The sequence below is a fragment of the Enterococcus sp. genome (genome assembly GCF_032555305.1).
Taxonomy (GTDB): domain Bacteria; phylum Bacillota; class Bacilli; order Lactobacillales; family Enterococcaceae; genus Enterococcus_A.
The window spans coordinates 144,422-166,641 of sequence record NZ_JAWGOQ010000004.1 but is presented as its reverse complement, the minus strand read 5'-3'; the positions used below and the strand labels follow the sequence as shown (position 1 = coordinate 166,641).

The 22,220-nt window shown below is 41.9% G+C and carries 22 protein-coding genes; 18 read left to right on the top strand and 4 right to left on the bottom strand.

Annotated elements, in window-relative coordinates:
- The first annotated feature begins 4 nt into the window (after positions 1-4).
- The 10 genes from rpmJ to truA all read left to right on the top strand — a co-directional run bounded on the left by rpmJ (position 5) and on the right by truA (position 6,559).
- A complete protein-coding gene (gene rpmJ, locus E6139_RS05045) occupies positions 5-121 on the top strand; it encodes a 50S ribosomal protein L36 (protein ID WP_010742772.1) in 117 nt (38 codons plus the stop codon).
- 18 nt (positions 122-139) lie between these two features.
- Positions 140-505, top strand: coding sequence for a 30S ribosomal protein S13 (gene rpsM / locus E6139_RS05040; RefSeq protein WP_010747198.1), 366 nt, complete (start codon positions 140-142; stop codon positions 503-505).
- 24 nt (positions 506-529) lie between these two features.
- On the top strand, positions 530-919 hold the full coding sequence (gene rpsK, locus E6139_RS05035) for a 30S ribosomal protein S11 (RefSeq protein ID WP_016179483.1): 390 nt from the start codon (positions 530-532) through the stop codon (positions 917-919).
- A 79-nt stretch (positions 920-998) separates the two neighbouring features.
- Positions 999-1,937 carry a DNA-directed RNA polymerase subunit alpha gene (locus E6139_RS05030; protein ID WP_010747196.1) on the top strand — a complete coding sequence of 313 codons (939 nt, stop codon included), beginning with the start codon at positions 999-1,001 and terminating at the stop codon, positions 1,935-1,937.
- A gap of 27 nt (positions 1,938-1,964) precedes the next feature.
- Complete coding sequence (rplQ, locus tag E6139_RS05025; RefSeq protein ID WP_316401964.1) at positions 1,965-2,345, top strand: 50S ribosomal protein L17; 381 nt, start codon at positions 1,965-1,967, stop codon at positions 2,343-2,345.
- A 253-nt stretch (positions 2,346-2,598) separates the two neighbouring features.
- The gene (locus tag E6139_RS05020) at positions 2,599-3,435 is read left to right on the top strand and encodes an energy-coupling factor ABC transporter ATP-binding protein (protein WP_316401963.1); all 837 of its coding nucleotides are present in this window, start codon (positions 2,599-2,601) and stop codon (positions 3,433-3,435) included.
- Complete coding sequence (locus E6139_RS05015) at positions 3,411-4,280, top strand: energy-coupling factor ABC transporter ATP-binding protein (protein WP_316401962.1); 870 nt, start codon at positions 3,411-3,413, stop codon at positions 4,278-4,280. The genes E6139_RS05020 and E6139_RS05015 overlap by 25 nt, the downstream gene beginning before the upstream one ends.
- A complete protein-coding gene (locus E6139_RS05010; protein WP_316401961.1) occupies positions 4,270-5,067 on the top strand; it encodes an energy-coupling factor transporter transmembrane component T in 798 nt (265 codons plus the stop codon). Before E6139_RS05015 ends, E6139_RS05010 begins: the two co-directional genes overlap by 11 nt.
- 130 nt (positions 5,068-5,197) lie before the next feature.
- The gene (locus tag E6139_RS05005) at positions 5,198-5,770 is read left to right on the top strand and encodes a DUF6434 domain-containing protein (RefSeq protein ID WP_316401960.1); all 573 of its coding nucleotides are present in this window, start codon (positions 5,198-5,200) and stop codon (positions 5,768-5,770) included.
- A 45-nt stretch (positions 5,771-5,815) separates the two neighbouring features.
- Positions 5,816-6,559, top strand: coding sequence for a tRNA pseudouridine(38-40) synthase TruA (truA, locus tag E6139_RS05000; RefSeq protein WP_316401959.1), 744 nt, complete (start codon positions 5,816-5,818; stop codon positions 6,557-6,559).
- Between the two features lie 40 nt (positions 6,560-6,599).
- Here the strand turns inward: truA and E6139_RS04995 are convergent, their stop codons facing one another.
- Complete coding sequence (locus tag E6139_RS04995) at positions 6,600-9,194, bottom strand: YfhO family protein (RefSeq protein WP_316401958.1); 2,595 nt, start codon at positions 9,192-9,194, stop codon at positions 6,600-6,602.
- A 270-nt stretch (positions 9,195-9,464) separates the two neighbouring features.
- Complete coding sequence (rpmB, locus tag E6139_RS04990) at positions 9,465-9,653, bottom strand: 50S ribosomal protein L28 (protein ID WP_010747188.1); 189 nt, start codon at positions 9,651-9,653, stop codon at positions 9,465-9,467.
- A 322-nt stretch (positions 9,654-9,975) separates the two neighbouring features.
- Here rpmB and E6139_RS04985 point away from each other — a divergent pair, with 322 nt between their 5' ends.
- The 5 genes from E6139_RS04985 (at position 9,976) to acpP (ending at position 15,702) form a co-directional block, all read left to right on the top strand.
- A complete protein-coding gene (locus E6139_RS04985; protein WP_316401957.1) occupies positions 9,976-10,338 on the top strand; it encodes an Asp23/Gls24 family envelope stress response protein in 363 nt (120 codons plus the stop codon).
- 30 nt (positions 10,339-10,368) lie between these two features.
- Positions 10,369-12,051, top strand: coding sequence for a DAK2 domain-containing protein (locus tag E6139_RS04980; protein ID WP_316401956.1), 1,683 nt, complete (start codon positions 10,369-10,371; stop codon positions 12,049-12,051).
- Positions 12,052-12,201: 150 nt separating this feature from the next.
- A complete protein-coding gene (gene recG / locus E6139_RS04975; protein ID WP_316401955.1) occupies positions 12,202-14,235 on the top strand; it encodes an ATP-dependent DNA helicase RecG in 2,034 nt (677 codons plus the stop codon).
- A gap of 102 nt (positions 14,236-14,337) precedes the next feature.
- The gene (gene plsX / locus E6139_RS04970) at positions 14,338-15,339 is read left to right on the top strand and encodes a phosphate acyltransferase PlsX (protein ID WP_316401954.1); all 1,002 of its coding nucleotides are present in this window, start codon (positions 14,338-14,340) and stop codon (positions 15,337-15,339) included.
- A 117-nt stretch (positions 15,340-15,456) separates the two neighbouring features.
- The gene (gene acpP, locus E6139_RS04965; protein WP_316401953.1) at positions 15,457-15,702 is read left to right on the top strand and encodes an acyl carrier protein; all 246 of its coding nucleotides are present in this window, start codon (positions 15,457-15,459) and stop codon (positions 15,700-15,702) included.
- Positions 15,703-15,745: 43 nt separating this feature from the next.
- Here the strand turns inward: acpP and E6139_RS04960 are convergent, their stop codons facing one another.
- Both E6139_RS04960 and E6139_RS04955 read right to left on the bottom strand, forming a co-directional pair.
- Positions 15,746-16,351 (bottom strand): HAD family phosphatase, encoded by a 606-nt coding sequence (locus tag E6139_RS04960; protein WP_316401952.1) that lies wholly within the window; start codon positions 16,349-16,351, stop codon positions 15,746-15,748.
- Between the two features lie 52 nt (positions 16,352-16,403).
- Positions 16,404-16,907: a cysteine hydrolase family protein gene (locus tag E6139_RS04955; RefSeq protein WP_316401951.1), complete on the bottom strand. Its 504-nt coding sequence runs from the start codon at positions 16,905-16,907 to the stop codon at positions 16,404-16,406.
- 166 nt (positions 16,908-17,073) lie between these two features.
- On the opposite strand from E6139_RS04955, the gene rnc reads away from it, so the two are divergent.
- The 3 genes from rnc to E6139_RS04940 are packed head-to-tail and all read left to right on the top strand — an operon-like array spanning position 17,074 to position 22,211.
- Positions 17,074-17,769: a ribonuclease III gene (rnc, locus tag E6139_RS04950; RefSeq protein ID WP_316401950.1), complete on the top strand. Its 696-nt coding sequence runs from the start codon at positions 17,074-17,076 to the stop codon at positions 17,767-17,769.
- A gap of 36 nt (positions 17,770-17,805) precedes the next feature.
- The gene (smc, locus tag E6139_RS04945; protein WP_316401949.1) at positions 17,806-21,399 is read left to right on the top strand and encodes a chromosome segregation protein SMC; all 3,594 of its coding nucleotides are present in this window, start codon (positions 17,806-17,808) and stop codon (positions 21,397-21,399) included.
- Positions 21,396-22,211: a Cof-type HAD-IIB family hydrolase gene (locus E6139_RS04940; protein WP_316401948.1), complete on the top strand. Its 816-nt coding sequence runs from the start codon at positions 21,396-21,398 to the stop codon at positions 22,209-22,211. Before smc ends, E6139_RS04940 begins: the two co-directional genes overlap by 4 nt.
- Positions 22,212-22,220 lie beyond the last annotated feature (9 nt).

Below are 22,220 nucleotides of genomic sequence, written 5' to 3'. Positions count from 1 at the left end.
AATCATGAAAGTAAGACCATCAGTAAAACCAATGTGTGAACATTGTAAAGTAATCCGTCGTAATGGACGCGTTATGGTGATTTGCCCAGCAAACCCAAAACATAAACAACGTCAAGGATAATTGGAGGTGTAATTAAGTATGGCTCGTATTGCAGGAGTAGATATTCCTCGTGATAAACGCGTGGTAATTTCTCTTACTTATATTTATGGTATTGGAAATACTACAGCGAAACAAATTTTGGCCGATGCAGGCGTTTCTGAAGATGTTCGTGTACGTGACTTAACTAACGAACAAACAGACGCTATCCGTGCTGAAGTTGATAAATTAAAAGTTGAAGGCGATCTTCGTCGTGAAACTAACTTAAACATCAAACGTTTGATGGAAATCGGTTCATACCGTGGAATCCGTCATCGTCGCGGCTTGCCTACACGTGGACAAAACACTAAGAACAATGCTCGTACTCGTAAAGGCCCAGCTCGCGCTATTGCTGGTAAGAAAAAATAATTAGTGAAGGAGGTATAAATCTTCATGGTAGCAAAGAAAGTCAATCGTAAACGTCGTGTGAAGAAGAATATTGAAACTGGTATTGCTCATATTCATTCGACTTTCAATAATACAATCGTCATGATTACTGATGCCAGCGGTAACGCTGTAGCATGGTCATCTGCAGGTTCATTAGGGTTTAAAGGTAGTAAAAAATCAACTCCTTTCGCTGCTCAAATGGCTGCTGAAACTGCAACAAAAGCTGCAATGGAACATGGATTGAAAAGTGTTGAAGTAACTGTTAAAGGACCTGGTTCTGGTCGTGAAGCAGCGATTCGTTCATTGCAAGCAACTGGTTTAGAAGTAACTGCAATTCGTGACGTGACTCCAGTACCTCATAATGGATGCCGCCCTCCAAAACGCCGTCGTGTTTAATGAGTGCCCAACTCTATGAGTTTTACAGGAACGTCATTGAACAAGACACTTTTCGTTTTGAAAGGGGTAAAAGACAAGAATGATTGAATTCGAAAAACCAAGAATCACAAAAATTGATGAAGACAGAGATTATGGCAAGTTCGTTGTCGAACCTTTGGAAAGAGGTTATGGAACTACTTTAGGTAATTCTCTACGTCGTATTCTACTTTCTTCTTTACCGGGCGCTGCCATTACTAATATTCAAATCGATGGGGTGTTACACGAATTTTCAACCATCAAAGGTGTAAGAGAAGACGTTGTACAAATCATCTTGAATATCAAAGGTTTAGCGTTGAAATTATTCGCGGAAGAAGAAAAAACCCTTGAGATCGATATTACTGGACCAGCTACGGTAACTGCCGGCGATATTATCGTTGACAGCGACGTTGAAATCTTGAATAAAGATATGTACATTTGTACTGTTGCTGAAGGTGCGACATTCCATGCTCGCCTAACAGTAAAACCTGGTCGAGGCTATGTTCAAGCAGACGAAAACAAAAAGGAAGATATGCCAATCGGTGTCCTTCCAGTCGATTCTATCTATACACCAGTACGCAAAGTAAACTACCAAGTTGAAAACACTCGTGTTGGTCGTCGTGATGACTTCGATAAATTAACGATGGAAATTTGGACTGACGGATCGATCATTGCTCAAGAAGCATTGAGTCTTGCGGCGAAAATTTTGACTGAACATTTAGATATTTTTGTAAATCTTACTGATGAAGCGAAAAATGCTGAAATCATGGTAGAAAAAGAAGAAACTCAAAAAGAAAAAATGTTGGAAATGACCATCGAAGAACTAGACTTGTCTGTACGTTCGTACAATTGCTTGAAACGTGCCGGAATTAATACGGTTCAAGAATTAACGAATAAGTCTGAACCTGAAATGATCAAAGTACGTAATTTAGGTCGTAAATCACTTGAAGAAGTGAAAGCTAAATTACATGATCTTGGCTTAGGACTACGTAAAGACGATTAATATTGTTGACAAAGGAGGGAAACCTACGTGAGTTACCGTAAATTAGGACGCACATCTAGCCAACGTAAGGCAATGTTGCGTGACTTAACAACTGACTTAATTATCAACGAACGTATCGTAACGACTGAAGCTCGTGCGAAAGAAGTTCGTTCAACTGCTGAAAAGATGATTACCTTAGGAAAACGCGGGGATCTTCATGCACGTCGCCAAGCTGCTAGCTTTGTACGTAATGAAGTCGCTGATGTTCGCGAAGAAAATGAGAAAGTTGTTGTTGAATCTGCATTACAAAAATTATTCAATGACATCGCTCCTCGTTATGCTGAACGTCAAGGTGGATACACTCGTATCTTGAAAACTGAACCTCGTCGCGGCGACAACGCCCCTATGGTCGTTTTAGAACTTGTATAATAATCACTCTTCACTTTATAGATGATTCTTTTAGAGTGTTATGATGTTGGAGATTTTCTCCGAGTCTAGCTCAGCGCCGCTTCCCAGATTGTCTGGGAAGCCGGCACTCATCATAAAGTGTTTTTTTATACCCAAAAATACTGTCAAGACAGATAGGTATACAAAAGCATTTTATTGAGTATCAAGGATTGATAAAGTGAAGCTTTTTTGCTAGTCTTAGTACATATTTGCAAGGAAGCGGAAAGGTGTAACCATGAAGCCAATTATTGAAATCAATCAAATTGAATTTAGTTATCAAGAAGAAGCAGCACCAGCTTTAAAAGATGTGAGCTTTTCGATTCAAAAAGGAGAATGGATCGCCATCGTCGGTCATAATGGCTCCGGAAAATCAACGTTAGCAAAAGCGATCAATGGTCTTCATTTGCCGCAAAATGGAACTGTTACAGTAGGCGGGATGGAATTATCTGAGGAAACTGTCTGGGACATTCGTCGAATGGTTGGAATGGTTTTTCAAAATCCTGATAACCAGTTCGTCGGAGCGACAGTGGAAGATGATGTGGCCTTTGGTTTGGAGAATCAAGGAATCGAACGCAGTGAAATGCAGCATCGTGTCAAAGATGCTTTGGAAAAAGTCAAAATGCAGGACTTCGCAACTCGCGAGCCTGCTCGTTTGTCTGGTGGACAAAAACAGCGGGTAGCGATTGCGGGTGTGGTTGCTTTGCGCCCAGATATTATCATTTTAGATGAGGCGACCAGTATGCTGGACCCTGAAGGTCGTGATGATGTGATCGCGACAATCAATAAAATCAAAGAAGAAAGCGATTTGACTGTTATTTCAATCACCCATGATATCGATGAAGCAGCCAGTGCAAATCGAATCTTGGTGATGAGAGACGGCAAACTGTATCAAGAAGGAACGCCAGATGAAATTTTTTCTGCTGGTCCAGAGTTAGTTTCTCTGGGGTTGGATTTGCCATTTCCTGAGAAATTAAAATCGGCATTAAAAGCTCGCGGTGTGAATGTGCCGGCGAACTATTTGGATGAGGAAGGGATGATGGACTGGTTATGGACATCCGTTTTGAAAAAGTAAGCTACGTTTATCAACCGAATACTCCCTTTGAGCAACGAGCACTTTACGATATTGATTTAAATATTAAGGAAGGTTCTTATACCGCTTTGGTGGGACATACCGGTAGTGGTAAATCGACTTTATTGCAGCATTTGAATGCTTTGTTGAAGCCAACTGATGGGCAAGTCGTGATCGGTGATCGAACCATCACACCAATGACAGATAACAAAAATTTAAAACCGGTTCGTAAAAAGGTCGGGATTGTCTTTCAATTTCCTGAAGCTCAATTATTTGAAGAAACGGTTGCGAAAGATATTGCATTTGGTCCAAAGAATTTTGGTGTCAGTGATGAAGATGCACAGCTTTTAGCAAAAGAGAACTTGAAATTAGTGGGAATGGATGAGGAATACCTGGAGCGTTCACCATTTGAGCTCTCAGGAGGGCAAATGCGTCGTGTAGCGATTGCTGGGGTCTTGGCTATGGAACCAGAAATTTTGGTCTTAGACGAGCCAACAGCGGGCTTAGATCCGCTGGGTCGTAAAGAAATGATGGAAATGTTTTGGCGTCTGCATCAAGAAAAAAACATGACGATTGTTCTAGTCACTCACTTAATGGATGATGTAGCGAATTTTGCTGATTATGTTTATGTCTTGGAAAAAGGGCGCGTGGTGAAGCGTGGTGAGCCGCAGTTTGTATTTGAAGATGTTGCCTGGTTGAAAGAGAAGCAATTAGGTGTACCGCAAGCAACTGCTTTTGCTGAGAGAATGCAGGCTCGCGGGGCAACCTTTGACGAACTGCCATTAACAGAAATTGAGTTGGCGGACTGGATCGTAAAGTTTGCGGGAGGTCCTGCCCATGATGAATAAATTGATTTTTGGTCGTTATATTCCAGGCGATTCTTTGATCCATCGCTTAGATCCGCGGGCAAAATTAGTCGCTAGTTTCTATTTTATTGGAATCATCTTTTTGGCGAATAACTGGCAGAGCTATTTGTTTTTAGGCGTCTTTACTCTATTCGCCGTATTTTTATCTAAGATTAATTTGAATTTTTTCTTGAAAGGTGTCAGACCGCTGATCTGGCTGATCATTTTTACGGTGGCATTGCAGATGCTGTTTACCCGTGGCGGGACTTTATATTGGTCATGGGGCGTATTCAGCCTTTCATCTTATGGGATCCAGAACGGCTTATTTATCTTTTGTCGTTTTGTCTTGATCATTTTCATGTCGACGTTGTTGACATTGACGACACCACCTTTATCGATGTCTGATGCGATTGAATCATTATTGAATCCGTTGAAAAAATTTCATTTGCCTGTACATGAAATTGCTTTGATGTTATCAATTGCTTTACGGTTTGTACCGACTTTGATGGATGAAACGGAAAAAATCATGAATGCTCAACGTGCTCGTGGGGTCGATTTTAATGATGGTAACTTGATTCAAAAGGTCAAAGCGATTGTCCCATTGTTGATTCCGCTATTTGTCAGCAGTTTTAACCGTGCAGAAGACTTAGCAACAGCTATGGAAGCTCGCGGATATCGTGGTGGTGAAGGACGTAGTAAGTACCGTAAATTACAATGGGCATCACGAGATACGATCGTCATTGGTGTTTTTGCTGTTGCAACCATTATTTTAGTCTTTTTAAGAAGTTAGAGATTGTAGACACCATTCATTTGTTTGGATGATGTCTACTTTTTTGTATTTTTGAATAGTTCAAAAAAGAGTGCGTCTGTCGCTGGTGCTTATGATAGGATAAATGGAGTAACTAAGTGGAGGATGAAAAATGACGGAGAAGCGACCGGATTTAGATGTTGGATTGAGACCAGAAACATTTAGAGAGTACTATTACTTGAAGGAAGAACTGCAAGCTTTTTGCCAGGAGCAGGGGTTAGCTAAATCAGGAAGTAAAGCTGAACTAAATGAACGAATTGAACATTTTTTGCGAACAGGTGAAAAATTAGTAAAACCGACGAAAAAGAAAAGAACCCTTCGGACTGAGGAATTGACTTCAGAAAGCATAATCGAGGAGAATATTGTTTTTTCAGAAGTCCATCGTGCTTTTTTCAAACAGGAATTGGGAGATTCATTTACTTTTAAAGTTGCTTTTCAGAACTGGCTGAAAGTGAATGCTGGAAAAACGTATCGCGAAGCAATTGCAATCTATCCTGAAATTGCCGCCCAGAAGTCGAAAAAAATTGATTCGCAATTTGAGTACAATACTTATGTTCGTGATTTTTTTGCTGACAATCAAGGACGCTCTTTACAAGAGGCTATCGCCTGTTGGAAGTATAAAAAGGCACAGCCAGGGAGTAATAAATATCAGGCAGCGGATCTAAGCGCGTTGGATTCCGAATAAAAAGCTGGTATAATGACTAGAATTTATTTTTTGAGGAGCGAAACGATGGTTAGATACAAGGCAGTGATTGCTTATGACGGTACAAATTTTAATGGTTTTCAACGGCAGCCGAATGGTCGTACGGTACAGGAGGAAGTCGAGAAGACGCTGCAAAAAATGAACAATGGATCTCCGGTAACGATTTTTGGTTCTGGACGGACAGATGCAGGGGTTCATGCGATTGGTCAGGTGATCCACTTCGATTATCCCCAAGAACGACCATTGGAACGGATGCGTTTTGCCTTAGATACACAGACACCAGAGGATATCGCGGTCTCTTCCGTTGAAATTGTGGATGATGAGTTTCATGCGCGCTATCATGTAACCGAGAAGACCTATCATTTTAAGGTTCAGATTGCTAAACCACGCAGTCCTTTTCGTCGATACTATGCCGCTTATTATCCTTATCCATTAGACTTGGATTTGATCCGTCAGGCTTTGCCGGATCTGCTAGGAACTCATGATTTCACGTCCTTTTGTGCAACTGGCGGTTCGATCGAAGATAAGGTTCGGACGATCTATCAGGCGGACCTGGAAGTAAATGACGCTGGGACAGAGTTGACCTTCATTTTTCGTGGCAATGGTTTCTTATATAAGATGATTCGGATCTTAGTTGGAACATTGTTGAAAATTGGCAATGGACGTATTCCAGCAGATAGTATTCCCACTATCATTGAAGCGGAGGATCGTAATGCTGCGGGACCAACCGCTCATCCAGAAGGGCTTTATTTGGCCGAAGTAAAGTATTAAAAAAGGTTCTCCGTCGACACATGTTGACGAAGAACCTTTTTTAGTGCTGATGTATTTTTTTCGGTTTCAGCATTCGCAGATAAAGGATAAACATTCCGATGGCGACTACGAAAGAGATGGCACCGGCGATAAATCCTTTCGGCATATAACTGAAGGTTACTTTGTGCTTGCCTTTTGGTACATGGATGCTGACAAAGGCGTTTTGGAAGGCTTTCGTGTCGACTTTCTTTCCATCGATTTTGGCCGTCCAGCCTTCATCGTAAGGGATTGTCGTGATCAATGTTTGTGCTTCTTTAGCATTGACCGTTCCTTCTGCGCTGTGCTTGCCAACTTTCATATCCACACCGTTGTCCTTGATCTTATCTACGGCTAGGCGATAGGCTACCGTATCCAAAGCTAATACTTGCGGATTTTGGAAGCTAATAGATTTTGTACCATAGAAGCTGGCAGTAAAGGTAACCATCGTTGGCTCTTGATAGTAGCCTAAGTCGTAATACTGACCACTAATCCCGATTTGAGCCTGCCGTGTTTGTCCGTTAGTTGTGACCGTTGCTGTCGAGCTTTCTAATTCAGCAAAGTCGTAAGGATAGAGACTTAAGTAAGCCTGTGTATTCGCTGGAACCTGAACCTTCCAAGTAACGTCTTTTGCAACGTTTCCTTGTTTTTCGGTAATGGTCGTGATATTGCCAGCATTAGTGACGTTGGCATTTTTTGTATCTATTTGTGTGATCGGTAGAAATTGGAAGTATTGAAACTGTTCCTGCGACAAGGCATTGAATAGTTGCGTCTGCGTACCCAAATTGTCGTTTGGTGAAGGCTGCAGCTTATCGATGCTTTGTGGTGCGGTAAAAGCTAATGGCAGAGCATAATTATTCTCGAAAAGATTGTACTCGCCAACGCTCTTTGTTTTTGTAAAGCCGTATTTATTTAAGTTCTTGGCCTTAGCAATATTGTATTTGATCCCTGTGAAGGCATCCGCCAGCAGGGTGTTGTTCTGATAACGGATATTCAGACTAGTTCCTCGTGAACGAAACCCTAATTGATCCATATAACCGGAAGAATGCCGATTACGGATCGAAGAAAACATGCTGACGCCGCTATAGCCATAATTAAAGGCATCATTAGAAGAAACGGGATCAAGATTTTCCATTCGATAAAAGCTACTATTTTCATTTTTCGTTTCATCCACTAAAGACTTGATTGACGGATATGGTTCGGTATAAAGACTACGAGAAGCATAGTTCCAATCCTTCAAAATGCCACGTGTCATAAAACTACTATTGATAAAGGCTTCTGAAGACATCAAAAGCAGAAGCAAAATGCTGAGTACTTTCAACGGAATTTTGTTGAAGTGATGTGCCGTAAAGATTAGTGCATAAACAGCTAAAAAACCAAGTGTAATATACAACGAGATATTTTTAAGATAATCATAGTCTTTGCCCTTCATCCCCCAGAAAATCGCGAAGAGTGCGATCAGCATCAGACAGGCAGCGACCAATTGTAAAGTATTCTCACGATCTAATTTTTCCCAACCCCAAGCAGCCAATGTAATCACTAAAAATGAAAGTAAATAAGCATAGCGGAACAAGAACATGTTAGGTGCGTGCATTCCATGCCAGAACAAATTCATAGGCTGGATATAAAAGCTTGCGACCAAAATCGCGGCAACCGCGCCATAAGCAATTTTATTTTTCCAAGGAATCTTTTTACAGATGAAGAAAAAGAGACAGAAAGCTAATGGTAAAAGTCCAATATAAATAAATGGGATCGAACCGTATTTTGTCGTATCATACGAACCAATCAAGTTTTTCGCGATAAAATCCCACCAATTAGTCGCTTCAGTTCTAAACGTAGAAATGGTCGATAGCTCTTCACCATTTGCCCGTAAATCAAGGATTGATGGCAAAATCATAATCATCGAAGCAAAACCGGCTAATAATGAGGTGAAACCATAAGGAATGATACTCTTTTTATAGACTTTCCAATTTGTGATCAGGCGTGCGATAAAGTATAAGACCGAGAAAACACCGATCATGAAGCCCATATAAAAACTGGTCAGAAACAGCATTAAATAGGAAACAAACAGGACAGTCGGTTTTTTCTGATCCATCACGCGGTTGATGCCCCAGATAATCAAAGGCAGATAGACAAACGCGTCCAGCCACATGATGATCTCAGAATGAGCAATAGCGAAGGACATTAAAGCATAAGTAACGCTTAATGCTACGCGCGACCAATTAGGCAGTTTGAAGCTGCCCTTTGCATAGAACCAAAACGCCAATCCTGCTGAACCGATCTTTAACAGGGTCAAGAAGTATAAGGCATCAGGCATCAGCTGATTTGGGAAGAAAATCACCAGTGGTGTAAAAAAGCCGCCTAAATAATAAGATACTAATGATAGATAATTCAGACCCATGGAGGCATTCCAGTTATATAAAAAGCCTTGCTTACCTAAAAGCATATTGCGAAAACTTGCGTGGAAATTTGAAAACTGCGAGAAGGCATCACTGGCTAAAACACTACGACTTGATCCTGGATAAATACCGATCGTTAAATAAACGATTACCATTAGTAAAAACGGCAGGAAAAAGCTGGCCAATAAATACCAACGGTTTTCTTTAAGATAGTTCTTCATATAAAAATCACCAAACTTCTTTCAACAGACTATTCAAATTTTACCATATAAGTAACGAAAATAATGTGAAAGAGGTGTGAAACCCGAGCTAAGAATTTAAAAGTGAGAATAGTTGATTATAAATGAAGAATCGTTACGGTTGTTCTGTGATAAGTATAAGGAAAAACTGTTTGTCCGTTTGGTGTAAATGAAATTTGATATGCGGGGGAAAAAGACAAAAGAAAAAACCGCTCGTAATCGAACGGTTTGATGTTGTTTGATTGGATAATACTAAACGCGCTCAACTTTTCCAGATTTCAAAGCACGAGTTGAGACCCAAACTTTTTTAGGTTTTCCGTCCACTAAAACGCGAACTTTTTGTAAATTAGGTTTTACAGTACGTTTTGTAGCGTTCATAGCGTGAGAACGGTTATTTGCACTTCTTGTTTTACGACCAGTAAAATAGCAAACTTTTGCCATGTGTAGTTTCCTCCTTTAGCCTTGATATTGGAGCGCTTCTTTGGCTCATACTAAAATAAAATAGCACAAATTGACAAGATTGGCAAGTTAATTTTTTTAGAAAGATTGACATTCTAAGGATTTGCAGGTAAATTATACTCGGTTAGCGTAAAATTTTTTAACAAAAGTTTTGATGCAGGAAAGTTGACTGAAGTTTGCGGCATTCAGGGAGCGCCCTATCAGCGAATCGCAATGGAACTTTCTTTTATTTGTCATAGGGCTATGATAAACTATTATAGTAGAAAAAATGGGCGAGTGGGCCTGTTTAAGGAGGCTAACAACTATGGCTGTGAAAATTAATACACAGACTGGTATGATCGAAATTTCAAACGAAGTCATCGCGACGGTTGTCGGCGGTGCAGTTACTGACGTGTTTGGTATCGTCGGTATGGCTAGCAAAAATCAAATCAAAGACAATATCACAGAGATTTTAAGAAAAGAAAATTATTCACGCGGCGTCGTTGTACGTCAAGAAGAGAACGGGATCGCAGTCGACGTCTATACGATCGTCAGCTACGGCACGAAAATCTCAGAAGTATCGCGCAATGTCCAAGAAAAAGTGAAATACAATTTGGAAACGATGCTTGGGGTTACAGCAAACTCAGTGAATGTCTATGTTCAAGGTGTACGTGTTCTGCCTGACTAACAGGCAGCGTTCTTAAGGAGGACTAAGTAAGTGAAGGTAACAGAAATCAGCGCGAGTCAATTCCAAGAAATGGTAGAGGCTGGCGCTAAACGTCTGCAAGTCAATGCAGAATATGTCAATTCATTAAACGTTTTTCCAGTGCCTGATGGCGATACTGGAACGAATATGAATTTATCAATGACCAGCGGTGCGACTGCTGTCGTCAATTCGGCTTCTGATAAAGTCGGCGAATTAGCTAATGTTTTGGCGAAAGGCCTGTTGATGGGTGCGCGCGGAAACTCTGGTGTCATCTTGTCACAATTATTCCGCGGTTTTTCTAAAGCAATTCTAGATGTTGATACATTAAATGCAGAGGATTTGGCGAAAGCCTTAGTTCACGGAGTAGAAACGGCTTATAAAGCGGTTATGAAACCTGTTGAAGGAACCATTTTGACAGTGGCACGTGAATCAGCGAAAGCCGGCGAACGCAAAGCTAGACAAACGGATGATGTGGTCGAAGTGATGACAGCAGTCGTTAAATATGGAAAAAAAGCATTGGATAAAACACCAGACATGCTGCCAGTTTTGAAAGAAGTCGGCGTTGTCGATAGTGGCGGTCAAGGATTATTGTTCATTTATGAAGGCTTTTTAAGCGCGTTGAATGGTGAATTCCAAGCGGATGACACGTATGAACCAAGTCCAGCTGAAATGGATGAAATGGTTAATGCGGAACATCATCGCAGTGTTCAAGGTCAATTAGCAACAGCGGACATCAAGTTTGGTTATTGTACTGAGATTATGGTTCGTCTTGGCGAAGGACCAACTGTTGACAGCAACTTTGACTATGATACATTCCGCAACTATTTAGATGGTATCGGTGATTCATTACTAGTCGTCAACGATGATGAGATCGTTAAAGTTCACGTGCATACTGAGCATCCAGGGGAAGTCATGAATTATGGCCAAAAATTTGGTGCTTTGATCAAGGTCAAAGTCGACAATATGCGTCAACAGCATGAAACAATCTTGGAACATGATGAAGAAGTCGCAGCTTTCGAGGCGGCTCCAGTAGAGCACCAACCATACGCAGTAATTGCGATTGCAGCGGGTGAAGGTGTGCAAGAATTATTCAAGAGTCTTGGAGCGTCTTACGTGATCAGCGGTGGACAAACAATGAACCCAAGTACAGAAGATATCTTGAAAGCGATCAAAGAGGTCAATGCGGATCAAGTGATCGTTTTACCGAATAATAAAAATATCTTCATGGCAGCTGATCAGGCGGCGGAAGTTGCTGATATCCCTGTCGCGGTCGTACCAAGTAAAACCGTCTCTCAAGGTATGACAGCGATGTTAGCCTTCAATGGCGATCAAAGTTTGGATGATAACAAATCAGCAATGACTGAAATGTTAGACTCTGTTGTCAGTGGACAAATCACTAATGCGATCCGTGATACGGCAATCGATGGCGTAGAAATTCACGAAGGTGACTATTTAGGTATGGTCGATGGGAAGATCGTTCTTTCTGAAGCCGATAGATATCAAGCGACTTTCGATACCTTGAACAAAATGATCAGTGACGATATCGAGATCATTACAATCATCGTTGGTGAAGAAGGTACGCAAGCCGAAGCTGAAAAATTAAGCGAAGCAATCGAAGCAAGCTATCCAGACTTGGAAGTTGAGATCCACGAAGGAAAACAACCAGTCTACCCATACTTGCTTTCAGCAGAATAATCTATACAAGTCGGAGGGAGCGAGCCAAGAATATCTGGCTCGCTCCTCATTTGTTTGGTAAAGCAATGATTTAAACAAGTTCTTGTTAAAGATACTTTGTGCAATGATATGAATGACAAGAAACGTATTTTAAATGGAAGGAGGTTGCTTATGACAATTCAAGAATCTGTATCTGTGCTGCCTGGTGTAGGTCCTAAAAGAGCACAAACCTTAGCTGAACTAGGAATTGCAACAATCGAGGAGCTGTTAAGCTATTATCCTTTCCGTTACGAAGACATTCAAGAAAAGAATCTTTTAGAGATTAATGATCAAGAAAAAGTTACCTTAAAAGGGGTCATCGTTTCGGCGCCAGTGGTTAGTCGTTTTGGCTACAAAAAGAGTCGGCTGCAGTTTCGAATGATGCAGGATCACGCGGTGTTCATGGTCTCCTTTTTTAATCAGCCTTATTTAAAAGACAAAGTTGAAGTCGGCGAAGAGTTGGCGGTCTACGGAAAATGGGATGACAAGCGCAAATCGCTGACTGGAATGAAGATTCTTGGCGGTAAGCAGACGGAAGAATATGCGCCGATTTATCATGTGACCAAGTCAATCCGCCAAAGTACATTAGTCGATTTAATCAAAGTCGGCTTTGAAAAATTCGGTGATCAGGTAACGGAAAATTTGCCGGATTATTTATTAGAAAAATATCGCTTGATGCCGCGGAAGCAAGCAATGCGGGCGATGCATTTTCCTAAAGATCCGAAAGAAAACCAGCAAGCTAAACGTCGCGTGGTTTTTGAAGAGTTTTTCCTATTTCAGATGCGGATGCAAGGCTTGAAGAAAAGTGAACGCAGCGAGAAAAACGGAATCGCAATCCGTTACGATGTGGAGCGCTTGAAGCAATTCACACAAAAGCTGCCCTTCGAATTAACCGATGCTCAAAAACGAGTCACCAATGAAATTTGCTACGACTTACGGAGCAAGAAGCACATGCAGCGGTTACTGCAGGGCGATGTTGGGAGCGGAAAAACAGTCGTTGCGGCGATTGCTTTGTACGCCACGATGACCGCTGGATTTCAAGGGGCCTTGATGGTGCCGACAGAAATTTTGGCACAGCAGCATTTAGAGAGTTTGAATCAATTGTTTGATCCGTTGGAACTCACAACAGCATTGTTGACTGGTTCTACCAAGACCAAAGAGCGACGCGCGATTTTGGCTGGATTGCAAAACGGTGAGATTGATGTTGTGATCGGAACACACGCGTTGATCCAAGATGATGTGCAATTTGCCAATCTTGGTCTAGTTATCACCGATGAACAGCATCGTTTCGGAGTGAATCAACGGCGCGTTTTGCGGGAAAAAGGATTGCATCCAGATGTTCTCTTCATGACAGCAACTCCGATTCCGCGGACACTGGCAATCACGGCATACGGAGAGATGGATGTTTCCATTATTGACCAAATGCCGGCCGGTCGGATTCCAGTCAAAACCAGTTGGATCAAGCCAAAGCAGTTGGAACATACATTGGATTGGACTAAGCAGGAATTACAGTTGGGTCATCAGCTCTATGTGATCTGTCCATTGATCGAGGAGTCTGAAGCGCTAGACGTAAAAAATGCGACCGAGATTTACGAGCATTTGAAAGAATACTATGCTCCGAGTTACCAAGTTAGTCTTTTGCATGGAAAAATGAAGAACGCTGAAAAAGAAACGATCATGGAAGAATTCAAAGACAATCAAAGTCAAATTTTGGTTTCCACTACCGTTATCGAAGTTGGCGTCAATGTTCCGAATGCCACCGTGATGTTTATCATGGATGCGGATCGTTTTGGTCTAGCGCAACTGCACCAATTGCGTGGACGGGTCGGTCGTGGTTCGGATGCGTCATACTGTATCTTAGTAGCCAGTCCGAAAAATGAAATGGGTAAAGAGCGCATGAAGATCATGACTGAAACCAACAATGGTTTTGTGTTGAGTGAGAAGGATTTGGAATCGCGTGGTCCTGGTGAAGTCTTTGGTTTCCGTCAATCGGGATTGCCGCAATTTTTGATTGCGGATTTAGTGAATGACGCAAATGTTTTAGAAGTTGCCAGAGACGAAGCGAATCAAATTTGGCAGGTGGAAAACTGGCGAGATCAACCGGCCTTTGCCCCCTTAGCTCAATCGTTAAAACCAACTGAAACTGGCGAAACATATTTCGATTAGTGTGTGCTATACTGTAGAAAAATTAGAGCAGCCAGCCCCTTTTATTAGCGAAAGGGGATCCGGCTTGAAAAATGAATTCATTATAAAGGAGAGATTTTTCTCATGAAAATTGCTGTAGACGCAATGGGTGGGGATTTTGCACCAAAAGCGATCGTGGAAGGTGTAATGCTAGCGCAAAAAAATCACCCAGAGATCGAGTTTCAATTATACGGAAAAGAAGATGCTATTCGCCAATATGTGACGAACGAAAAAAATATTACGATCATTCATACGGATGAAAAAATCAATAGTGATGATGAACCTGTAAAGGCGATCCGTCGCAAGAAAAACGCCTCAATGGTTCTAGCTGCCCAAGCAGTTAAGGAAGGCAAAGCTGATGCGATTTTTTCAGCAGGAAATACTGGCGCGTTATTAGCCGCGGGTCTGTTTGTTGTCGGACGGATCAAAGGGATTGAACGGCCAGGCCTAATGTCGACCTTGCCTGTTTTAAATAGCGATCAAGGATTTGATATGCTGGATCTAGGTGCGAATGCAGAAAATAAACCAGAGCATATTCATCAATATGCGATTTTGGGTTCATTCTATGCCAAGCACGTTCGTGGGATTGATAATCCCCGCGTGGGACTGTTGAACAATGGGACAGAAGAAACTAAAGGTAGTGAGTTGACGAAAGAAGCCTTCAAACTTTTGCAGGCGGAAGAAAGCATCAACTTTATCGGCAATGTGGAAGCACGCGAACTGCTAAACGGTGCTGCTGATGTTGTCGTAACAGATGGCTTCACTGGCAATGCGGTTCTAAAAACGATCGAAGGAACAGCGATGGGCTTGATGGGTTTATTGAAGGGTAGTATCAATGACGCAGGTGTCAAAGGAAAACTTGGTGCGGCAATGTTGAAGGACACGTTGTACGGACTAAAAGATAAATTGGACTATTCTTCCCATGGTGGTGCCGTGCTATTCGGTCTTAAGGCCCCTGTGATTAAAACACATGGTTCTACAGGACCTGAGGCAGTAGCAAACACGATTGATCAAATCTATACGATGTTGGATACAAATGTGGTTGGGCAATTGGTCCAGTTTTTTGAAGCGCCTAAAGCAGAATAAGAACCACGCCAATTTGCCGAAAAAGGTAGACAAAGCAATCAAACATCAGTAAAATGAACTGTGACCTTCTGGTAGAACATAGACGAATATTAGTAGATCAGGCGGAGGTGAATGTTGTTGACTCGTGAAGAAGTATTTAGCAAAGTTGCTGAAATAATTTCAAATCACTTTGAAATTGATAAAGACAAGGTGACTGTTGAATTGAGTATCAAAGACGACTTAAATGCAGATTCAATCAGTATTATGGAATTTGTTTTAGAATTGGAAGATGAATTCGGAACAGAAATTTCTGATGAAGATGCTGAAAAAATTGAAACAGTTGGAGCTGCAGTTGATTACATTATGGAAAACAACGAAGCTTAACAGAAAAAGGTGCATCAGCAATCTGCTGATGCACCTTTTTTGGCTATAAAAGGCCCAGTCGAGCCAGTTCTTTTTCCAATATTGAAAAGTTTCTTTTAAAGTGAAAACCGTACATGCCGGTCTCTTCTGCGGCTAAGATATTTGCAGCTGAATCATCAATAAAATAGCATTCAGCCGGATTCAACCGGAAGTGACTGTAAAAGGTTCGAAAAATCTCGTGTTCTGGCTTAGACAATTTCCAATCTGCGGAGATGAAGATACCGTCAAAAGCATTATGACTAGGTACTTTATCTTCATATAAATAGTAATCTTTTGGTGCGTTTGACAGGATATAAAGAGACAATCCCTTTTCTTTTAGTCGTTGAGGAAGCTCAGCCATTTGTGGAATGGAATTCAGGCCATTATACCAAGTAGCCAGTAAATCTTCGGCGACAGCATGTAATTCTTCTGGGAGTCTTGAGTTTACTGAAACTAAAAGTTCCGCTCTGTTCATTAACCCTTTGTCGAAACGTAGCCAGTCCACAGAGCCGAAAATTTCGGACATGAGTAGTATCTGCTGTTGGGGATCCTCTGTTTTCTCCATAACGAAACGCGCTGGATCAAAATCTACTAAAACATTTCCTAAATCAAACACAATATTTTTGATCATTAAAACTCCTCCTATCGGAAATAATTTTTTTTGTTATTGGATGGTTCTGATTTTATTTAATGAGCCGTAAGAATCGTTTATCCCAAATATTTTCGTAAAAAGCAATCGTGTCAGCGGCTGAAAGAAAATCATTGTCATAGGTAGTGGAACCATTTTTCAGCATAGTCAATTGGTAGCCCAATCCGTGAGCAAATTTTACGGTCGTGTCGATGCAATATTGTGTCTGAGCACCGCAGATCTCTAGACTATTGATTTGCTTTTTCTGCAAGATTTCTTGCAGATTGGTCTGATAAAACGAGTTTGCATGCGTCTTTTGAACAGTGAGATCGTGCTCTTCACGAGCCAGTTCATCTATGAGTTCCCACGCTGTTGAATTTGGGATTAAGTCTTCATCACGATGTTGAATGAACAGTATCGGCTTCTCCTGACTTCTATAAAGCGCGATCCGATGATTGACAAGGGTAACCAACTCGGAGAAATGGTCGATCGTTTCTCCATCAAAGCAGACACCCTTTTGTAGATCGATAATCACTAATGCGTCAGATAGTTTCTCCATCAAAATTCCTCCGGTCGTTTTTTCTACTGTAGCATTTTTTTGGAGCGAGGAGAAAAAGTTCGATGATTCTTTGAAAATTTCTTACTATCACGACTTCTGATTTAAAATTAATAGAAAAAACAGTATAATAAAGCGTGATGGAAATCTCAAAAAAAGGAATGAGCCCATGGATACACAGTTGGTCAATGAATTGAAAGAAAACTACGACATCGTCTTCCACGATGTGAACTTATTAGAACAGGCGTTTACCCACTCATCTTATGTGAATGAACACCGTAATATGAATATTTCAGATAATGAACGGTTAGAATTTTTAGGGGACGCTGTCTTAGAAATTCAAGTATCGGACTATTTGTATCATCACTACCCAAACTTGCCGGAAGGACGTTTGACTCGTCTGCGTTCGGCAATCGTACGAGAAGAAAGTTTATCAAAATTTGCGAAAGAATGTCGTTTTGATCATTACATTATGCTGGGCAAGGGAGAAGAAAATTCTGGCGGCCGTGATCGTGCAGCTTTATTGTGTGATCTTTTCGAGGCTTTCCTGGGCGCCTTATATTTGGATCAAGGTTATGATGTAGCATTGCGCTTTATCCAGACCGTCGTTTTTCCAAAAATCGAAGCGGGTGTCTTTACACGAGAAATGGATCATAAGACTCGTCTGCAGGAGGTCTTACAAAAAAGCGGTGATGTATCAATCGATTATCGTTTAGTTAATGAAGAAGGGCCTGCCCACGAACGAATCTTTACAATCGATGTGTATGCCGATGATCGATTAATAGGTTCAGGTCAGGGAAAATCAAAGAAATTAGCAGAACAAGATGCTGCGGAAAAGGCATTGGCTAAAATCGCGGCAAAGTAGTTTACATTTCCTGGTGAAATTTTTAGGAGGAACATTTTGTATTTAAAACGAATTGAGATCGCTGGTTTCAAGTCTTTTGCTGACCGCACGAAGATCGAATTTGAGCAAGGCGTGACAGCGGTCATTGGACCAAACGGTAGCGGTAAAAGTAATATAACTGAAGCGATTCGCTGGGTTCTAGGCGAGCAGTCGGCGAAAAGTTTACGAGGCGGCAAGATGCCGGATATTATCTTTGCAGGCTCGGAATCTCGGAAACAGCTGAATATCGCGGAAGTAACGGTAGTATTGGACAACACCGATAATTATTTGCCGCTGGGCTTTAGTGAAGTCAGTGTGACACGACGCTATCGCCGTACGGGTGAGAGTGATTTTTTCATTAATAAAAAAGCCTGTCGTCTGAAGGATATCCAAGATTTATTTATGGATTCCGGCCTAGGAAAAGAATCATTCTCGATCATTTCTCAAGGGAAGGTTGAAGCAATCTTCGCCAGCAAACCAGAGGATCGACGCGGGATTTTTGAAGAAGCAGCCGGAGTCTTAAAATATAAGCAAAGAAAACGTAAAGCTGAGCAGAAGCTTTTTGAGACGGAAGATAATTTGAGCCGTGTCCAAGATATTATTTATGAACTAGAAGATCAGCTGACTCCTTTAGCTGCTCAAAGCGAAGCAGCCAAGGAGTTTTTGGCGCTTAAAAAGGAATTGACGGCGACGGATGTCAGCTTGACGGTAGCGAAGATCAAGCAAACGCGCGATTCTTGGGAATCTGCGAAGGCTGATTTTGATGAGCTGTCCAAAACAGTGGAAGAAAAGAGCCGATTCATTCAGCAGACAGAGCAGCAATTAGGAATATTGCGGGAAAAACGCGGGTCGCTGGATGAGCAATTGGAGACTGGGCAACAGCAGCTATTACAACTATCTGAAGCGCTGAAGCAGGCGGAAGGTCAAAAAGCATTATTAAGCGAAAGGTCAAAAAATACGCAAAAGACCAGTGCCGAATATCGAGAAACGGTAAACGACCAGCGTAGGAAAAATACTGATGCTCAAGCTAATCTACGAGAGGTTCAAACACAGCAAGCAGACAAACAAGCAGAAAAAGCTGCGTTGGAGGGTAAAATTCAACGGCTGACAATTGAAGCAGAGAAATACAAAAAATCGCCGAAGGAATTGCTGGAAGATCTGCGGGGAACTTATGTAGAACTGATGCAGGAATCGGCGAATGTCAGCAATGAATTGAAATACTTAGAACGTCAATATACACAGGAAACAGCTAAGAACCAGCAAAGCATGACACGCTTTGAAAGTTTAAGGGAACAGCTGGAAAATTTGACGGCGCAACAATCAGCTGCCAAAGCCAAGACAGAAACACTTGAGGCACAATTAACAGAAGAACAAGAAAATTATCGCCGTTTAGCTGAAGAAAAAAATGCTGCGCAACAACAATTGCAAAAAGAGCAGCAGTTGATGTATGACATGATGAGTCAAGTCCAACAGGCTCGCGCTCGTCAGAAAAGTTTACAGGAGATTCAAGAGAATTACAGCGGCTTTTACCAAGGTGTCCGCAGTGTCTTGCAGCATAAGGACCAATTGAGCGGGATCGTCGGTGCGGTGGCAGAATTGATTCAGGTGCCGCAGGAATATACCTTGGCGATTGAGACCGCGCTTGGCGCTTCAGCTCAGCACATTATCGTGGAAAATGAAAAAGATGCGCGCCAAGGGATCACTTTCTTGAAAAAGCAACGCAGCGGTCGTGGGACTTTTTTGCCGTTGACAACGATCAAGCCGCGTAGCTTAGGTGCTCATCATTATCAAGCTATCAAAGATGAAGACGGATTTTTAGGTATTGCTAGTGACTTAGTTTCCTTTTCAGAAAATGTTGCTCCTGTTATGGAGAATCTGTTGGGAGCGATTTTGATCGCTCGTGATCTGGATAGTGCCAATCGGCTTGCCCGTCTAGTTCGTTATCAGGTTCGAGTGGTTTCTTTAGACGGTGATGTAATGAACGCCGGCGGGTCAATGACTGGTGGGGCCACGAAACAGGGAAATCGCGGGAATTTATTCAATCAAGGACATGAACTGGCTGAATGGACCAAACGCTATGAGGAAATCAATCAAGCGTTGCAAGTAAAAGAAAAACTTGTTCGCGACCTGCAGGAAAAAGTTGCCGAACAAACGGAAATGTTGGAAACCTTGCGAACACAAGGTGAGCAAACGCGTTTGTCTTATCAGGAAGCTCAAAGCAATGAAGAACGGGTCGATACGGAATTTACCCGTTTGCAAAAAGAACAAACGCTGTTTTCTTATGAAGCTAAAGAGCTGGAAAGCTTCTTGAATGATTATCAGGCACAAAAAGAAACATTAGAGTTTCAACAGGTTGAATTAAAGACGCAGCAAGATCAGATCAATCAAGAGATTCAACAGTTGAATGAAGAGAGCGATCAGCTGGAAGAAAAACGTGCTAACATCAATGCTGAATTAAGTCGCTTACAAGCGGATTATGCGGTATTAGATGAACGACTGCTTTATTTAGACCGACAAGCCAAGGGCTTTAAAGAGCAGATCAGTGAGCTTAATGAGCAGATTGCAAACTTGGAAAACCAATTATTGGCACTTTCCAGTGATTCCTCCGATCATGAAGAATCCGAAGAAAGTCTGAACCAGCGATTGACGGAATTGGCTACAGCGCGAGAACATCTGCAGGAGCAGCTGACGATTTGGAAAGAAAACCGTCAAAGCTTGCAGCAGCAGGTGGATCAGGCAGATAGCGGATTGACTGAAGCGAATCGGGAGCAAAAGCAATTATTGGCGCGGCAATCGCAGGCGGATGTCCAAAAAAATCGTTATGAACTGAAGCTGGATAACGCATTGGCTTACTTGCAGGAAGAATATAGTCTGACCTTTGAGGCAGCAGAAGCCCAAGCCGATCCTGAAATTGATCAGCAGGTCGCACAGTCTGAAGTCAGTCGGCTGAAGCAAGCGATCGAGCGCCTCGGACCAGTCAACCTGAATGCGATCGAACAGTATCAGCAGGTCGAAGAACGCTATGATTTTCTAACGACACAGCGAGATGACTTGCTTTCGGCGAAAGAGCAGCTGTTTGAAACGATGGATGAGATGGATGATGAAGTCAAAACCCGCTTCTATACGACCTTCCAAGCGATTCGCGAAAAATTCAATGTCGTCTTTCCGAATATGTTTGGCGGCGGTCGGGCAGAACTAGTTCTGACAGATCCCGATGATCTATTGAACACGGGAATTGAGATCGAGGCACAGCCGCCAGGTAAAAAATTACAAAGCTTGTCACTGCTTTCCGGTGGGGAACGTGCGTTGACGGCGATTGCGTTATTATTCTCGATCATTCAAGTACGTCCTGTACCTTTCTGTGTTTTGGATGAAGTCGAAGCGGCTTTGGATGAAGCAAATGTTGCTCGTTTCGGACGCTATTTAAGTGCTTTCCAAAATGATACACAGTTCATCGTAGTAACTCACCGTAAGGGAACGATGGAGGCAGCGGATGTACTCTATGGAGTAACGATGCAGGAATCTGGTATTTCAAAAATTATTTCAGTACGACTTGAAGAAGTAAAAGAAGATGGAAAATTTCGAGTGAAGGAAGGAAAGACGCCAGAATGATAAAGTTAATTGCGATTGATTTAGACGGTACATTGTTAACGGATGCGAAGACGATTTCTGATACAAACAAAGCAATATTGGCAAAAGCAAAGGATCGAGGAGTAAAGATCGTGATCTGTACTGGTCGCCCATTAATTGCGATCAAAGATTATTTGGCAGAGCTGAACTTGCTTGATGCAGATGATTACTCGATCACGTTCAACGGTGGTTTGATCCAAACAAACACAGGTGAGATTTTGGGCAAGACAGCGATGGAATTAGCAGATGTGCGGCACATTTATCAATTGATGACGAAGTTAAATCTGCCAATGGATGTATTGTCAGATGCTTTGTGTTTTCAACTGATGACATCGAAAGACCATCCTTCGATCTATCCCACAATGAACAAAGCATTGACTTATGTTTCGAAGACTATTGATGCGCTAGAAGCTGACGCATTGTACAATAAGGTAGTCGCAGCGATTGACGTTGACTATTTAGACCAACAGATGGCGCTGATCCCAAATGAAGAATATGAGCGTTTTGAAATATTCAAAACACGACCAAATTTATTAGAGTTTATGCCTAAAGGTGTGACAAAAGCATTTGGACTTTCAGTTTTAGGTGACCATCTAGGAATCACAGCGAATGAAATGATGGCGTTAGGCGATGAAGCCAACGACTTGTCCATGATTAATTATGCAGGGATGGGTGTAGCGATGGAAAATGCGACTGATGGTGTAAAATCAGCAGCCAATTTCGTAACTAGAACGAATCAGGCCGATGGTGTTGCCCATGCCATCCAAAAATTTGTATTTGATGATTTGACTTAAGTGAAGATA

Bases quoted from the DNA above. Each gene is read 5' to 3' on its own strand.
- E6139_RS05020 (WP_316401963.1), top strand. From the start codon at position 2,599: ATGAAGCCAATTATTGAAATCAATCAAATTGAATTTAGTTATCAAGAA.
- E6139_RS04995 (WP_316401958.1), bottom strand. From the start codon at position 9,194: ATGAAGAACTATCTTAAAGAAAACCGTTGGTATTTATTGGCCAGCTTT.
- rpsK (WP_016179483.1), top strand. From the start codon at position 530: ATGGTAGCAAAGAAAGTCAATCGTAAACGTCGTGTGAAGAAGAATATT.
- rpmJ (WP_010742772.1), top strand. From the start codon at position 5: ATGAAAGTAAGACCATCAGTAAAACCAATGTGTGAACATTGTAAAGTA.
- rnc (WP_316401950.1), top strand. From the start codon at position 17,074: ATGGATACACAGTTGGTCAATGAATTGAAAGAAAACTACGACATCGTC.
- E6139_RS04955 (WP_316401951.1), bottom strand. From the start codon at position 16,907: ATGGAGAAACTATCTGACGCATTAGTGATTATCGATCTACAAAAGGGT.
- rpmB (WP_010747188.1), bottom strand. From the start codon at position 9,653: ATGGCAAAAGTTTGCTATTTTACTGGTCGTAAAACAAGAAGTGCAAAT.
- E6139_RS05005 (WP_316401960.1), top strand. From the start codon at position 5,198: ATGACGGAGAAGCGACCGGATTTAGATGTTGGATTGAGACCAGAAACA.
- E6139_RS04960 (WP_316401952.1), bottom strand. From the start codon at position 16,351: ATGATCAAAAATATTGTGTTTGATTTAGGAAATGTTTTAGTAGATTTT.
- E6139_RS05015 (WP_316401962.1), top strand. From the start codon at position 3,411: ATGGACATCCGTTTTGAAAAAGTAAGCTACGTTTATCAACCGAATACT.
- rpsM (WP_010747198.1), top strand. From the start codon at position 140: ATGGCTCGTATTGCAGGAGTAGATATTCCTCGTGATAAACGCGTGGTA.
- E6139_RS05010 (WP_316401961.1), top strand. From the start codon at position 4,270: ATGATGAATAAATTGATTTTTGGTCGTTATATTCCAGGCGATTCTTTG.
- truA (WP_316401959.1), top strand. From the start codon at position 5,816: ATGGTTAGATACAAGGCAGTGATTGCTTATGACGGTACAAATTTTAAT.
- recG (WP_316401955.1), top strand. From the start codon at position 12,202: ATGACAATTCAAGAATCTGTATCTGTGCTGCCTGGTGTAGGTCCTAAA.
- E6139_RS04985 (WP_316401957.1), top strand. From the start codon at position 9,976: ATGGCTGTGAAAATTAATACACAGACTGGTATGATCGAAATTTCAAAC.
- plsX (WP_316401954.1), top strand. From the start codon at position 14,338: ATGAAAATTGCTGTAGACGCAATGGGTGGGGATTTTGCACCAAAAGCG.
- E6139_RS04940 (WP_316401948.1), top strand. From the start codon at position 21,396: ATGATAAAGTTAATTGCGATTGATTTAGACGGTACATTGTTAACGGAT.
- E6139_RS05030 (WP_010747196.1), top strand. From the start codon at position 999: ATGATTGAATTCGAAAAACCAAGAATCACAAAAATTGATGAAGACAGA.